At 40.4% G+C, this 13,671-nt stretch carries 14 protein-coding genes and 1 riboswitch; of the genes, 8 read left to right on the top strand and 6 right to left on the bottom strand.

Going from position 1 to position 13,671, the window contains the following annotated elements; translation table 11 throughout:
- Positions 1-13: 13 nt before the first annotated feature.
- Positions 14-265, bottom strand: a complete 252-nt coding sequence (locus JV16_RS05345) for a YhdB family protein (RefSeq protein ID WP_021095484.1) — start codon at positions 263-265, stop codon at positions 14-16.
- 101 nt (positions 266-366) lie between these two features.
- Between JV16_RS05345 and JV16_RS05340 the strand changes: the two genes are divergently transcribed.
- Positions 367-819, top strand: a complete 453-nt coding sequence (locus JV16_RS05340) for a methylated-DNA--[protein]-cysteine S-methyltransferase (protein ID WP_042534670.1) — start codon at positions 367-369, stop codon at positions 817-819.
- 4 nt (positions 820-823) lie between these two features.
- Here the strand turns inward: JV16_RS05340 and hflC are convergent, their stop codons facing one another.
- The 3 genes from hflC to JV16_RS05325 all read right to left on the bottom strand — a co-directional run bounded on the left by hflC (position 824) and on the right by JV16_RS05325 (position 3,705).
- Positions 824-1,756 (bottom strand): protease modulator HflC, encoded by a 933-nt coding sequence (gene hflC / locus JV16_RS05335; RefSeq protein WP_042534624.1) that lies wholly within the window; start codon positions 1,754-1,756, stop codon positions 824-826.
- Entirely contained in the window at positions 1,753-2,718 is a 966-nt protein-coding gene (gene hflK, locus JV16_RS05330) for an FtsH protease activity modulator HflK (RefSeq protein ID WP_042534621.1), read from the bottom strand. The genes hflC and hflK overlap by 4 nt, the downstream gene beginning before the upstream one ends.
- A 300-nt stretch (positions 2,719-3,018) precedes the next feature.
- The gene (locus JV16_RS05325; protein ID WP_042534616.1) at positions 3,019-3,705 is read right to left on the bottom strand and encodes a hypothetical protein; all 687 of its coding nucleotides are present in this window, start codon (positions 3,703-3,705) and stop codon (positions 3,019-3,021) included.
- Positions 3,706-3,863: 158 nt separating this feature from the next.
- Between JV16_RS05325 and JV16_RS05320 the strand changes: the two genes are divergently transcribed.
- Complete coding sequence (locus JV16_RS05320) at positions 3,864-4,397, top strand: hypothetical protein (RefSeq protein ID WP_052481216.1); 534 nt, start codon at positions 3,864-3,866, stop codon at positions 4,395-4,397.
- A 94-nt stretch (positions 4,398-4,491) separates the two neighbouring features.
- On the opposite strand, the gene JV16_RS05315 is transcribed toward JV16_RS05320, so the two are convergent.
- Complete coding sequence (locus JV16_RS05315; RefSeq protein WP_042534613.1) at positions 4,492-5,910, bottom strand: SpoVR family protein; 1,419 nt, start codon at positions 5,908-5,910, stop codon at positions 4,492-4,494.
- Positions 5,911-6,046: 136 nt separating this feature from the next.
- Between JV16_RS05315 and JV16_RS05310 the strand changes: the two genes are divergently transcribed.
- The 4 genes from JV16_RS05310 to JV16_RS05295 all read left to right on the top strand — a co-directional run bounded on the left by JV16_RS05310 (position 6,047) and on the right by JV16_RS05295 (position 10,603).
- On the top strand, positions 6,047-6,490 hold the full coding sequence (locus JV16_RS05310; protein ID WP_021095489.1) for a MarR family winged helix-turn-helix transcriptional regulator: 444 nt from the start codon (positions 6,047-6,049) through the stop codon (positions 6,488-6,490).
- Positions 6,491-6,495: 5 nt separating this feature from the next.
- Positions 6,496-8,103, top strand: coding sequence for an MDR family MFS transporter (locus tag JV16_RS05305; RefSeq protein ID WP_042534611.1), 1,608 nt, complete (start codon positions 6,496-6,498; stop codon positions 8,101-8,103).
- Between the two features lie 196 nt (positions 8,104-8,299).
- Positions 8,300-9,964: a glycoside hydrolase family 13 protein gene (locus tag JV16_RS05300; protein WP_021095492.1), complete on the top strand. Its 1,665-nt coding sequence runs from the start codon at positions 8,300-8,302 to the stop codon at positions 9,962-9,964.
- A 126-nt stretch (positions 9,965-10,090) separates the two neighbouring features.
- Positions 10,091-10,603 (top strand): PepSY domain-containing protein, encoded by a 513-nt coding sequence (locus JV16_RS05295; protein ID WP_021095493.1) that lies wholly within the window; start codon positions 10,091-10,093, stop codon positions 10,601-10,603.
- Between the two features lie 290 nt (positions 10,604-10,893).
- Here the strand turns inward: JV16_RS05295 and JV16_RS05290 are convergent, their stop codons facing one another.
- Positions 10,894-12,078 carry a class I SAM-dependent rRNA methyltransferase gene (locus tag JV16_RS05290; protein WP_021095494.1) on the bottom strand — a complete coding sequence of 395 codons (1,185 nt, stop codon included), beginning with the start codon at positions 12,076-12,078 and terminating at the stop codon, positions 10,894-10,896.
- Between the two features lie 133 nt (positions 12,079-12,211).
- A riboswitch (TPP riboswitch) is annotated at positions 12,212-12,319 on the top strand.
- Between the two features lie 89 nt (positions 12,320-12,408).
- Between JV16_RS05290 and tenA the strand changes: the two genes are divergently transcribed.
- Together tenA and JV16_RS05280 are read left to right on the top strand one after the other, a co-directional pair.
- Entirely contained in the window at positions 12,409-13,104 is a 696-nt protein-coding gene (tenA, locus tag JV16_RS05285) for a thiaminase II (RefSeq protein ID WP_042534601.1), read from the top strand.
- Positions 13,079-13,669 (top strand): ECF transporter S component, encoded by a 591-nt coding sequence (locus JV16_RS05280; RefSeq protein ID WP_042534599.1) that lies wholly within the window; start codon positions 13,079-13,081, stop codon positions 13,667-13,669. Before tenA ends, JV16_RS05280 begins: the two co-directional genes overlap by 26 nt.
- The last annotated feature ends 2 nt before the right edge of the window (positions 13,670-13,671 follow it).

The raw sequence follows: 13,671 nt of genomic DNA, 5'->3' as shown, positions 1-13,671 counted from the left end.
TTTTTGAAGGACTTTAATAATCATATTGCATTGTCATTGTTGGCTCTTGTTCATACACATCTAACGCATGATCGATGTAACGTAACAATGCATTTAGCCGCTTTTGAACGACAGTGTAATCTTTTTCGAAATTATATGCATGAAGAAACTGTTCAATTTTTTTTGAAAGTAAATCGTCTTTTGTGCGCACCATAAGAATGAGTAAATGATCCCATTCCGATCGGTACGTATAATAAAGCGCTTTATCGTAATCAGCTGTATGCAACGCAAACCCTCCTTATCGTGAGGAGCTATATGTAGTTTATGAAAAAATGGCCGTTTTTTTTCGCTGTAAATGTTGTGCGATTTGGCAGAGGAGAGTTGGTCATGGAGAAGCACATCGCATATTATGAATCGCCAATTGGTTGGTTACAAATCATTGGAACAGATGAAAGCATAGAGCGCATAGATGTTGTGGAACAATGTGGAGGGCGAAATATTCCAACTAGCTTTATGCCATGGATAGAGGAGATTGAACAATACTTTCAAAAGAAACGGACATCGTTTTCGATTCCACTAAAGCTCATGGGTACACCGTTTCAAGTTCGCGTATGGGAAGCGTTGCAAACGATTCCTTACGGACAAACTGTTTCGTATGCTCACATTGCAAAACAAATTGGACGTCCGAAGGCAGTGCGAGCAGTTGGAAATGCTGTCGGCAGCAACCCATTCACGATCGTTATCCCTTGTCATCGCGTCGTACGTACAGACGGTGGAATTGGCGGGTATGCGTGGGGGATAGAAAGAAAAAAATGGTTGCTTGAGCATGAAACGCGCTGAATGATCAGCGCGTTTGACCGAGCAGCCATTTGGCGTACGGTGAATTGGCTGGTAAAATGACGACCGTATCTTCGCCGATGGTCGTTTTATATGACTCGAGCGTACGGTAAAACGAATAAAATTCAGGATCTTTTGCGAATGTTTCGTTATAAATGCGCGCTGCTTCTTGTTCACCTGCGGCACGAATGCGTTCCGCATCCGCTTGCGCTTTGGCGAGCATTTCTTTCACTTCGCGGTCTGTTTGTGCGATAATGCGTTGCTTTTGGGCATCTCCCATCGACAAATATTCTTGCGCTTTTGATTCGCGTTCGGAAATCATTCGTTTATAAACAGACTGTTCGTTTTCTTCCGGTAAGTCAATGCGCTTCATGCGCACATCAACGACGCGAATGCCGTAACGGTCTTGTTGTAACAGCTCGTTTACTTTCGCTGTTACTTCATCGTTTAAACTGCCGCGCGATGACTTTTCATCGTTAATAATTTCATCGTAATTTAATCGTCCAAGCTCGGTGCGGACAATGGAGAAAATAAATTCATCCATTTTTGATTCTGCATTTTCTAATGTGCGAGCATTTTGAATCATTTCTTTCGGATTTGTAATTTCCCAAATGGCGTAATGGTTGACGAGAATTCGCTTTTTATCTTTTGTATTAATTTCTGCTTCGGCTACGTCGTAAAAAATTTGTGCTTTCGGCAGTGTTGTGACGGTTTGAATAAACGGAATTTTAAAACGTAATCCCGGCGTTTGATCGATGCGAACAATTTCACCAAATTGGCGGACAACTTTATACTCGTTTTCATGAACGATATATACGTTTGTTAAGGCGATAACAAGTAAAACAAGTCCAATGACGCCACCGATGATAAAACGAAACCATTTCGTTGGAAGTTTATCTTTAAAGTGAATGATGTTTTGATCGTCTTGGAAGTTTGTCATTCGTTACCACTTCCTTTCTCTGTCTTTTTCTCTGTCGTTTGTTTTTCGATCGGTTGAATTGGCAAATATTTTAGCGTATTCCCATCGTCATTCATAATGTAAATGCGCGTGTATGGCAACACTTGTTCGAGCGTTTCGATCATTAGCCGTTGTTTTGTAATATCTTTTGCATTTTTGTATTCTTCATATAAGGCGTTAAATTTTGCGACATCTCCATATGCTTTTTCAATACGTGCCACTTTATCAGCTTCCGCTTGGGAAATTAATGCGTCTTTTTCCCCTTCGGCTTCTTTCGTTCGTTTATTTCGGTATTTGTTCGCTTCGTTAATTTTCGTGTTCATCGTTTCGCGTGCATCTGTGACGTTTGTAAATGCTTTGCGCACTTCATCATTTGGCAAATCAACATCTTGTAACTTCACAGCTAAAATAGAAATGCCGATATCGTATTTTTTCATTAATGCGGTGAGCGATTCGCGCACATCCGCTTCGATTTTTGCCTTTCCTGACGTTAAGGCATCGTCGATTTTCGAACTACCGATGACGCTGCGCAAGGAGGCAGATGTCGCATTGTATAAAATTTGTTCCGGCTCGTATGAACGATAAAGAAATTTCGCAGGATCGGTAATTTTCCATTGGACGACCATATCGGCGAGCACAATATTTTCATCGCCTGTAATCATTTTTGTATCCCCTTGATTTGAGGCGACGACTTTTCCGTTTTCTTCTTTGTACCCGAATTGTAAACTAAACGTTTCTCGCGATAACGTTTCGACCGTTTGAATCGGCCAAGGGAGTTTAAAATGTAGTCCTGGTGTTGTCACTTCCTCATCAATTTTCCCAAATGTTAAAATAATGGCTTGTTCCGACTCATCAACGGTGTACCATGACGTTAAGGCAATGACGAGAAGAAAAATGCCCAAAATGGTACCGATGATGATACCGGTAAAGGAACGATTTTTCATATAAACCCACCTTTCTTGTTATTTATATGTATGTACGGAAAAAACAGAAAAAAGTTTCAACAAAAAAGCTACTGATGTGTTCATTGAATTCAGACAGTTAAAAAAATATTTGAGACAGATACTTTGATTTGATAATTGCCATTAAAATAAGGCCAACCTAAAAATTTAGGTTAGCCTTATATAGGTTGTAATATAAAGATTTCTGAGATCTATGCCTCGTTCTTATCACCAGACAAACTAGCACGCTGATAAGCAGAGAAAATAATGCCATCTAAAACAAAACCACAAGTTGCATTGTATTTAATAGATGACAGCTTTCCACTGAACACCTGTATATAATGAACCGTAGTAATTAGATGTTGTGCTTACAGTGTATGTAGCTGTCCAGATTGTGTTAGCACCCGTTGTTCCAGTATGGGTTACGGTAGTATTATTGTAAAAACTTCCATTTACAACGTAATAATAACCAGTTGGCTCTAAATCGACCTGTATTGTTCCTTGGAAATACTTGCTTCCTGCTTGAAATTCCTGTAACATCGGTTTAGTATTAACATCTACCCACCCAAAAGAGCCATTCCTGCACGCTTTTACTATAACAATTAATTTGGCATTATAGCTGTAAACTTTGTGGGTAGTTGAAGTTTCATGCCAAGTACATGTTGAACTAGCGATTTTCATTACATGCTTTTTATCGATAAATTCGGTTTCAACATTTGGATTTTCTTTCATAACCTGTTCGACTGATTTTCCAGTTATTTCGGCTGTTCTCTCAACAGCTTGTTCATATGTTAACTCGACATGATAGTCTTCATTAGAATTCCTAATCTTATCTAATTCTTCATCAGTCATAGAAGTGAATACATCACTATCCTTTAATTCAACAAATTTTCTAACATCACTATTTTCTTCTGCATAAACTTGGCTGTTGATTGGAGCTAGACTTGATAAAGTGAATAATAAAAAAAGTGATAATAAAATCTTTTTCATTATGTACCTCCATATAATAGAAAATTGACTTCTTACGCTATCGTTTGGATAGCAACTAATATAATACTAACAAACAAAATCCAAAAAAAAACTATTTTTTATAATTATGGTTTTGGTATAATGTAGTTGTTTTAATTATCATTCATTAGGAGGAAATTATGAGAAAACTATTCATAATGCTGATATTAGTATTCTTCATTGCGTACTTGACCCACAAAACAAATGAGGGAGCAAATTTTCATTCTCCAGTTTATTCAGGAAATGAACTAAAAATCGGAATTGTTGGGGATATTCCTAAGATTAGGGAAAAAAACGTTTCTTTCATTCAAATGTCGATGGAAGACGTTTTGCAAAAAAAATTCGCAAACGTGGATAGTGTATTTATTACTAAAAAGCACTTAAAAGAGGCAGCTGAGCCACAGTATGCTAAAATTTATTGGGAATCCCCTATTCCGTTTGTTTTTATTGATTCTGAAAAGGTCTATTTGGCGTTTCTTGATGATCAATTAAGTTATGAAGACGCTCACATCATAAAATCAGGAGACTATGTAGTAGGATTTTATAAAGATACGTACTTTGGTATAGGACTTTACAATAATATTAGGAATGAGAAAACTATCCAAGACTGCTATTCTCGACTATTTGTTATTATAGAACGTTTTAAGAACACAGGTAAAATTTTAATTAAATAAGTGATGTGACACAAGTTTTATGTAATTACTGAGCAGAGAAAAACAAAAAGTTTACATAAAATGTAAACTTTTTGTTAGTTGCGCACTCAGTAGCTCATATATATTTTCGTTGTACGTTTCGCCCGTCGTATGTGAATAGCGTCGGTTTGTTTTCGATCACTGTTTCGATATGAACCGCACGGCCCCAAAGTTGATAAATGTAAGGAAGCACTTTTTCTAAATATTTTACGTCTAGTTCAATACCTTCGTACCAATGTTTTAAATATAGTTCCCCATTGCGCATATAGTCGCCATCGTTCACTGTAATGTATGGGAAGCCGCCGTTTACGCGCATGTTCACAAGTTGATCGCGTATATGTTCCCAATGTTTATCAACAATTTTGTAGTCTTTTCCTTGTTTTTGGAATAAATACATATCTTCGCGCATGACGAGTTCTTTCGTTAAATAGTTGCGCAAAAAAGAAATGTCGGATTCTAATTCGCGTACTTCAAATATTTTTGCGCGTCCCGAACCCGGTTTGACGCCAAGTTTTTTCATTTCTTCCGTCGGATTGTCCCATCGTTTTTCGATATCTTCAAAAATTTTCAGTCCTAAATAGTACGGATTAATGCCTGTACGTGAAGGTTGCACAACACCTGCATTTAATTTCGCAAATTCAATCGCTTCATCGCTCGTTAAATCCATTTCGCGTAAAATACGTTGATGCCAGTACGTCGCCCATCCTTCGTTCATAATTTTCGTTTCGAGCTGTGGCCAAAAATAAAGCATTTCTTCTCGCATCATCGTTAAAATGTCGCGCTGCCACTCGTCGAGTTCACGACTATATTCTTCGATAAACAGCAATAAATCTTTCTCAGGATGGGGAGGAAACTTTCTTCTCTTTTTTCGAGCGGGCGTTGTTTTTTTCTTTTCACCAAGAGACCATAAGTCGTCATACGGAGAAGGTTTTGGCGTTTCATGATCGTCTTCGTATACTTCCGTATCAGCGATCGTCCATGAAAGTTTTGGACGCAGAAGGGAAGGATCAATATGTTCTTGAATGGCTAATACAGCGTCTAAAAACTTTTCGACTTCTTGTTTCCCGTATTCGTGCTCGTAATGTTTAATTCGTTCAGCTGTTGCTGCCATGCTTTCGACCATATCTCGTTTTGTGTTGCTAAAGCGAACGTTATTTTTAAAAAAGTCGCTATGGGCAAGTACGTGTGCGACAATTAATTTATTTTGAATAAGCGTATTTGTATTTAATAAAAATGCGTAGCACGGATCGGAGTTAATGACAAGTTCGTAAATTTTACTTAATCCGAGATCGTAATGGAGCTTCATTTTATGAAATTGTTTGCCGAAGCTCCAATGGGAAAACCGTGTCGGCATACCGTATGCTCCAAATGTGTAAATAATATCAGCTGGACAAATTTCATAACGCATTTCATAAAAGTCGAGTCCAAACCCTTCAGCAATTTCCGTAATTTCCGCAATCGCTTTTTCTAATGCTTTTTGTTCATCTCGTTTCATCGCGCTCCCTCCTTATGACAATGTATGAACGAGCGCGTCATTTGATACGTCAGGAATGATTCATTGACTTTATATTTTCTTTCGTATATATTTAACTATGTTAAATATTTATATAGTTAAAAAAGGTGGGGTGGGTATGGAGCAAACGCCGTTTCCTACGCTTGTTGAGCGATTAGAGCATGCGTTTTCGTTAGCCGTTCGCAAACTGGCAGCCGATTTAGCGAAAGAAGAAATTGGTTTAACGAAACCGCAGTTTTTTATTTTAAATTTGCTGTCAAAGCGTGAAAAATGCACAGTGAGCGAATTGGCGGATGAAATGTTTGTCAAACCGAGCGCGATTACAACGATGATCGATCGCTTATATAAAAGCGGGTTTGTCTTGCGCGAACGGGATGAGGAAGATCGTCGCGTTGTGTATGTACAGTTGTCTAAAAAGGGGAGAGAAATGCTTGAACATGCGCGTGCGGAGCGAAGAAAAATTATTGAACGTTATTTAAAACAATTGCAACCCGATGAGCTTGAACAATTTGTCTGTACGATCGAAAAAATTGTTGCGACAAATGAAAAAGAGGAGAAGTGATACACATGAAAGAACAGGCCGCGATACAAGCGAGCATGGCCGATATACAACAAAAGCGAGGCATTTTAATTACAGGACTACTTGTTGCGATGTTGTTCGGGGCGCTCGATGGAACGATTGTTGGCACAGCGTTGCCGCGCATCGTTGGGGAACTTGGTGGACTAAGTATGATGGCATGGTTAACAACAGCGTACATGCTCACATCAACAACGATTGTTCCAATTGCCGGTAAGCTTGCTGATTTGTTTGGAAGAAAGTCGATTTATGTGACAGGATTAGCGATTTTTATTATTGGTTCAGCGCTATGTGGCATGGCAGATACGATGACGCAGCTTATTATTTTCCGCGCCATTCAAGGAATTGGCGGTGGCATTATGATGCCGATGGCGATGATTGTCATTGGTGATTTATTTACGGGGGCAGAGCGTGCAAAATGGCAAGGTGTGTTTGGCGGCGTATTCGGATTAGCGTCTATTCTTGGTCCACAAGTTGGGGGATGGATTGTTGATTCGTTAAATTGGCGTTGGGTGTTTTATATTAACCTTCCCGTCGGCATATTAGCCATTGTTCTCATTTCTCTTGGTTTGCATAATCATCGTATGGCTGAGCGCGTAAAACTTGATTTGGCCGGCATGTTTACAATGGTTGTGGCCGTTGTTTCGTTGTTGTTAGCGTTAACGTTCGGCGGCGACAAATACGATTGGCTATCATGGCAAATCATTTCTTTACTAGCTAGCTCGGTCGTTTTCTTCAGCTTATTTGTGTTTGTTGAGCGTAAAGCTGAGGAGCCAATTATGCCGATTCATTTATTAAAAAATAAGACGTTTGTTGTGCTCAATAGTGTCGGTTTTTTTATGTCTGTTGGCATGTTTGGAGCGATTATGTTCGTGCCGCTCTTTATGCAAGGCATTATCGGGATGAGTCCGTCAGAATCGGGAACGATGATGTTTCCGATGATGTTTGCCCTTATTATCGCAAGCATGATTGGTGGACGGCTTGTGCAAAAAATTGGCGTCCGTCCGCAAGTCATTGTTGGAATGGTGCTCGTAGCGCTTGGCTTTTTCTTATTGTCAACGATGGATGTCCATACAAATAAATGGACAGCGATGTCATTTATGGCGACGCTCGGTTTTGGGCTAGGATTCGTCAATCCAGTCATTACGCTTGCGTTGCAAGAAGTGTTTCCAAAATCGCAGCTTGGCATCGTGACATCATCGAGCCAGTTTTTCCGTCAAATCGGTGGGACGTTTGGGGCAACATTGTTAGGGGCAATTATGAACCATCGTTCGAAAGATTTATTGGAAGCGAAGTTTCTTCCGTTATTACAACAATTGCCGGAACAAGCGCATGCGATGATGGATTCATTTAAACAACTCGTTGAATCGAATCCGCAAAGCGTATATTCGGTCATTTTAAATCCAGAGACGTTGAAAAAAATTCCTGAACAAATGCAACAAATGTTTGTGCCTGTATTAAAACAAACGCTTGTGGATGCGTTAAGCGATGTGTTTTTGTACGGATTGATTTTTGTTGGCATTGGCTTTATTTTTGCGATGTTTATCGGTCGCATTACCATTTCAAATCGAACGAATAAAATGAATGAAATGGAATAAATTATAAGTATATAGTAGGCAACGATGATGCATCGTTGTCTATTTTTGTTCGTATTTAAACCGTTTGCACAACAAAAACGAAATTTTTTATGAAAAAGTGCAACTTCCTCTTTAAACGAAGCCGTTTGTATATTAACATGAAAGAGTGAAGATCATTGAAAGCGATTTATTTTGATTGGATTGAGGAGGATTTTACGTGAAAAAAGCTTGGTGGAAAGAAGCGGTTGCATATCAAATATATCCGAGAAGCTTTATGGATTCAAACGGAGACGGGATTGGTGATTTACAAGGGATTATTCAAAAGCTTGATTATTTAAAAGACCTTGGAATCGATGTCATATGGATTTGTCCAATTTATAAATCGCCAAACGCTGACAACGGCTATGACATTAGCGACTATCAAGACATTATGGAGCAGTTTGGCACGATGAAAGATTTCGATCAGTTGCTTGAAGAAATTCATAAGCGCGATATGAAAGTCATTTTAGATCTCGTCATTAACCATACGAGCGATGAGCATCCGTGGTTTATTGAATCGCGCTCATCACGAGATAATCCAAAACGCGATTGGTACATTTGGCGCGATGGAAAAAATGGAAAAGAGCCAAACAACTGGGAAAGTATTTTTGGCGGTTCTGCTTGGGAATATGACGAGACGACGGATCAATATTATTTGCACGTTTTTGCGACGAAGCAGCCCGATTTGAACTGGGAAAATGAAGATGTTCGTCGCGCGTTATACGATATGATCAACTGGTGGCTTGACAAAGGAATTGATGGCTTCCGTGTTGATGCGATTTCACACATTAAGAAAAAAGAAGGTCTCCCTGATTTACCGAATCCAAAAGGTCTTGATTACGTTCCTTCGTTTGATGGCCATATGAATCAAGAAGGAATTATGGAGTATCTTCGTGAACTTAAAGCGCAAACGTTTGCGCGTTATGACATTATGACGGTTGGAGAAGCAAACGGAGTCACTGTAGAGGAAGCGGAAGATTGGGTCGGTGAAGAAAACGGCATTTTTAATATGATTTTTCAGTTTGAGCATCTTGGACTTTGGCAAAAAGGAACAGACGGCGGTGTCGATGTTCGGAAATTAAAACGCGTATTAACGAAATGGCAAAAAGGGTTAGAAGGCGTTGGATGGAATGCGCTATTTCTTGAAAACCACGACCAACCGCGTTCGGTGTCAACGTGGGGAAATGATGAGCAATATCTTGCCGAAAGCGCAAAAGCGTTAGGCGCATTATATTTTCTTATGCAAGGGACACCGTTTATTTATCAAGGGCAAGAAATTGGCATGACGAACGTACAGTTCGAAACGATTGATGAATATGACGATGTCGCTATTAAAAATTACTATCGCATTGAACGCGCCAAAGGTCGTTCTCATGAAGAAGTGATGCGTTGGATTTGGAAAAATGGCCGCGACAATTCGCGCACACCGATGCAATGGTCCGACGAAAAAAATGCCGGCTTTACGACAGGGACGCCTTGGATTGGGGTGAATGAAAACTATAAACAAATTAACGTTCAAAAGCAGCTAAACGACCCGAACTCTGTTTTAAACTTTTACAAGCGCATGATTCAACTTCGTAAACAACATGACGTATTCGTTTACGGAACATATGATTTAATATTAGAAAACCATAAAGCAATTTATGCGTATACGCGCACGTTAGGCGATGAAAAAGCGGTCGTCATCGTGAACTTAACAGACCGAAAAACGATGTATCGCTACGACTCGTTAAAATTAAATAGCGAGCAACTTGTGTTAACAAACTACGATGTCAAACAACATAAACATGCGACACGTTTTACATTGCGTCCATACGAAGCGCGCGTATATTTGATGAAATGATGATGAAATCCCCTTTTCCGATATGGAAGAGGGGATTTCACATTTTTTTTGCAATCATTTCATACTTTTCACATCTCTTTTTTGTACATTCATGACAAGCACATCTTTTTAAATGGAGGGGTTTTTGTGAAAAAAACGCGCAATTTGCATTTATGGATCGGACTTATTTGTTCTGTATTTTTGCTTTTGGAAGCGGTCACAGGCTTATTGTTAACAGAGCGATGGTTAATGGGAATGGGTGGTCATTCTCACGGCAGCCATGAACATGCGCACGGGGATGGACATGGACATGGGAAGTTAAATATGATTGATGCGGTGAGAAAAGCGAGTGAGTCTGGTGCATTTTCAATGGACGAAGTTGGTGTCGTGATGAATCACGGTATGTATATGGTACGGTTAAACGATAAAGATGGGACGCTAGTAACGATTGCGCCAGACGGCACAGTTGTGAAAAAAGAAGTGAACAAATTCGCCTCGTTTGTCCGTGCAATTCATGTTGGGAAACTTGGGATTTGGAATCGTCTCATCATCGATGCGGCTGCGATTGCGATAATCATTTTAACGGGAACAGGGATTTATTTATCTGTGAAAATTTTGCGAGCGCAGGCAAAAGCGAAACAGCGAAAATCCGTGGCATAAACGAAAAGCACTTCGCATCCATGGTTGGTGTGAAGTGCTTTTTAACTAATTCGTTTCGTTGGTGTTTGTTGAATTTTCCCTGTTCCGTTGCAAAACGAGCATGTTTTATACAGCGACAAACAAATTTTTATTTTCTTTTTCCCGAAGCACTTGGGACAAATCGTTTTTAATGACATATCGATCACCTACACAAAAGTAAGCGTTTTCAATTATAGTATACACCATCTTGTTGTCGTGTGTGAGCAACAATTTTGTCCATTTTCAAACAGGTTGGCGGACGCCAACCTGTTTTATTTGCGTGAATGTACTTCGTAAATTGCAAACTTCAAATAGTCCCCTTCGTCTGCGGCAAGCAGTTTCGGATGGTCATATCCTGCGCCGCTCCAATGAATTTGACGTAAAATTTTCTTTGCATCAAACGCTGCTTCTGCGACCATCGCTTGGAACATATCGGGATGCACATGATACGAGCAACTGGCTGTTACGAAAAAGCCGCCGTCTTTGACGAGCTTTAAGCCGTTTAAATTAATATCTTTATAGCCGGCAAGCGCTTTTGGTACCGCATGAGCGGACTTAGCAAACGCTGGAGGATCAATAATGACTACATCCCATTTTTTCCCCTTTTGTACACACTCTCTTAAATAATCAAACGCATTCGCCACGACGAAATCGACGTTTGTAAATCCGTTTAGCTCAGCGTTTCTTTTTGCCGTTTCAATCGCATGTTCAGAAATGTCGACAGCGGTCACATGTTTTGCCCCGTATAAGCAGGCGTTTAACATAAATGAGCCGGTATGCGTAAAACAATCGAGCACAGTCGATTCGCTTGTAATGAGCGGCTTGATCGCGGCACGATTTTGGCGCTGATCGAAGAAAAACCCTGTTTTTTGCCCGTTTTCAATGTCGACAATATATTTCACGCCATTTTCTTCAATTTGTACGTTCGTATCGCACGTGCCGTACCAAAATCCTTTTTCTTGTTTCAGCCCCTCTAATTCACGCACGTGGACGTCGTTGCGCAAATAAATGGCTTTCGGCTGAAAGACGTCAAGAAGCGCTTGTAAAATCCATTCTTTTCTTTTTTCCATGCCGAGCGATAAAATTTGGACAACGAGCACATCTTCGTATTTATCGACGATGAGCCCAGGTAAAAAATCCGCTTCTCCATAAATGGCGCGACATGAACGAACGCCCGGAATCATGCGCTCGCGATACGCCCACGCTTGCCGAATGCGATTCATAAAAAATTGCGCATTTAATTCATCATTTGGATTTTGCGTTAACACGCGCACGATCATTTGTGATTTCGGGTTAATGTACCCTTTCGCTAAAAAATGACGTTGATGGTTATATACGTTGACGAAATCACCTGGTTCAACGTCCCCCTCAATATAGTCAACTTCGCTTTGAAACACCCACGGATGTCCAAGCTCGAGCCGCTTTTTTCTTTTTCGTTTTAAAAATACATTCGCCATACATTCCACTCCTGAACTATATATTCGCTACTTTAGCATACAGGAAGAACACGATGTGCGCAAATAATGGAGAAAAATATTTGACAAAACAATGAAATATGCTAATATTAGTGACAAAGTGAATAACGCAAATGCATTCCACTAGGGGGGCCTTTAGATAGGCTGAGATCAAAGTGTGCCTTTGAGACCCTTAGAACCTGATCTGGATCATACCAGCGTAGGGAAGTGGAGACGGTGCGAAGTGTGTCTATATGCCAATTTCCATCGTTTACAAACCACTTTCTTTGCGCAAAGAAAGTGGTTTTTTATTTTTCATGAGGGGGAGAGGAAATGTTGTTTTCAGAACAGTTGCGCAAAGCTGTCGATCCGATTTGGGAAGCGAGTTTTCAACATCCGTTTGTGACAGAGCTAGGAGAAGGAACGCTAGATTTACGTTGTTTTCGGTATTATGTATTACAAGATTCATATTATTTGACACACTTTGCGAAAGTGCAAGCGCTTGGCGGGGCGATGGCTGACGATTTACAAACGACCGCAAGCATGGCGAATCATGCGCAAAATACGTATGAAGCTGAGCTTCATTTACATGAAACGTTTATGAAAGAGCTCGGCATTACAGAAGAAGAAAAGGCGTCATTTGTTCCCGCCCCAACCGCGTATGCATACACGTCACATATGTATCGGGCAGCGTTTGCGGGGCACTTTGGTGATGTGTTAGCGGCCATTTTACCGTGCTATTGGTTATATTACGAAATTGGCGAGAGGTTGAAGCATTGTAAGCCGAATCATCCAATTTATGCGAAATGGATCGAAGCGTACGGCTCCGATTGGTTTAGACAGCTTGTCGAACAACAAATTGCGCGCTTAAACGACATAGCGAAAACAGTAAGTGAAAAAGAGTTGGAGCGAATGAAGCAACATTTTTGGACCAGCAGTCAGTATGAATATTTATTTTGGGACATGGCGTACAAATTAGAACGTTGGCCAATGGAAGAGGAGGATGTTTATGCAAACGAAAGGGCTTAAATTAACAGACGTATTAACGACCGTTGTTGTAGCGATTGTGTTTGGGATTGTGTATAAAGTGTGGGGACCGCTTTACTATGCGGTGAAACCGCTTGGGCTTCATCTCGATCAGCTTATTTATGGCATGTGGTTTATTGCTGCGACAGTGGCATATTTGTTGATTCGTAAGCCAGGAGTGGCGTTGCTTGCGGAAGTCGCTGCCGCCTCAGGGGAGTTTTTAGCTGGATCTGAGTGGGGACTAGAAGTGTTATTTTACGGTTTTGTGCAAGGATTGCTCGCTGAGCTTGTTTTCGCCGCTTTCCGTTATAAACGTTTCGACGTGGCGGTTGTGTCGCTTGCTGCCGTCGGTTCAACCATCGCTTCGTTAGTAGTTGATTTTTACAAAGGATATATCGATCAATTAGCGTGGTGGAATTTAACGTTATTTATCGGTGCGCGTTTCGTTGGAGCGATCATCATTGCGGGGGTATTTGCTTATTCGCTTGTCAAAGCGCTCGAAGCGACAGGTGTGACGCAACTGTTGCGCCCGACGACAAAAGAAGATTACGACTCGCTTGATAAATAGAA

The sequence above is a fragment of the Anoxybacillus ayderensis genome (assembly GCF_000833605.1).
Classification (GTDB): domain Bacteria; phylum Bacillota; class Bacilli; order Bacillales; family Anoxybacillaceae; genus Anoxybacillus; species Anoxybacillus ayderensis.
This window is presented reverse-complemented; position numbering and strand designations above follow the sequence as displayed.

Bases quoted from the DNA above. Each gene is read 5' to 3' on its own strand.
- JV16_RS05340 (WP_042534670.1), top strand. From the start codon at position 367: ATGGAGAAGCACATCGCATATTATGAATCGCCAATTGGTTGGTTACAA.
- hflC (WP_042534624.1), bottom strand. From the start codon at position 1,756: ATGACAAACTTCCAAGACGATCAAAACATCATTCACTTTAAAGATAAA.
- hflK (WP_042534621.1), bottom strand. From the start codon at position 2,718: ATGAAAAATCGTTCCTTTACCGGTATCATCATCGGTACCATTTTGGGC.
- JV16_RS05325 (WP_042534616.1), bottom strand. From the start codon at position 3,705: ATGAAAAAGATTTTATTATCACTTTTTTTATTATTCACTTTATCAAGT.
- JV16_RS05320 (WP_052481216.1), top strand. From the start codon at position 3,864: ATGAGAAAACTATTCATAATGCTGATATTAGTATTCTTCATTGCGTAC.
- JV16_RS05315 (WP_042534613.1), bottom strand. From the start codon at position 5,910: ATGAAACGAGATGAACAAAAAGCATTAGAAAAAGCGATTGCGGAAATT.
- JV16_RS05310 (WP_021095489.1), top strand. From the start codon at position 6,047: ATGGAGCAAACGCCGTTTCCTACGCTTGTTGAGCGATTAGAGCATGCG.
- JV16_RS05305 (WP_042534611.1), top strand. From the start codon at position 6,496: ATGAAAGAACAGGCCGCGATACAAGCGAGCATGGCCGATATACAACAA.
- JV16_RS05290 (WP_021095494.1), bottom strand. From the start codon at position 12,078: ATGGCGAATGTATTTTTAAAACGAAAAAGAAAAAAGCGGCTCGAGCTT.
- tenA (WP_042534601.1), top strand. From the start codon at position 12,409: ATGTTGTTTTCAGAACAGTTGCGCAAAGCTGTCGATCCGATTTGGGAA.
- JV16_RS05280 (WP_042534599.1), top strand. From the start codon at position 13,079: ATGTTTATGCAAACGAAAGGGCTTAAATTAACAGACGTATTAACGACC.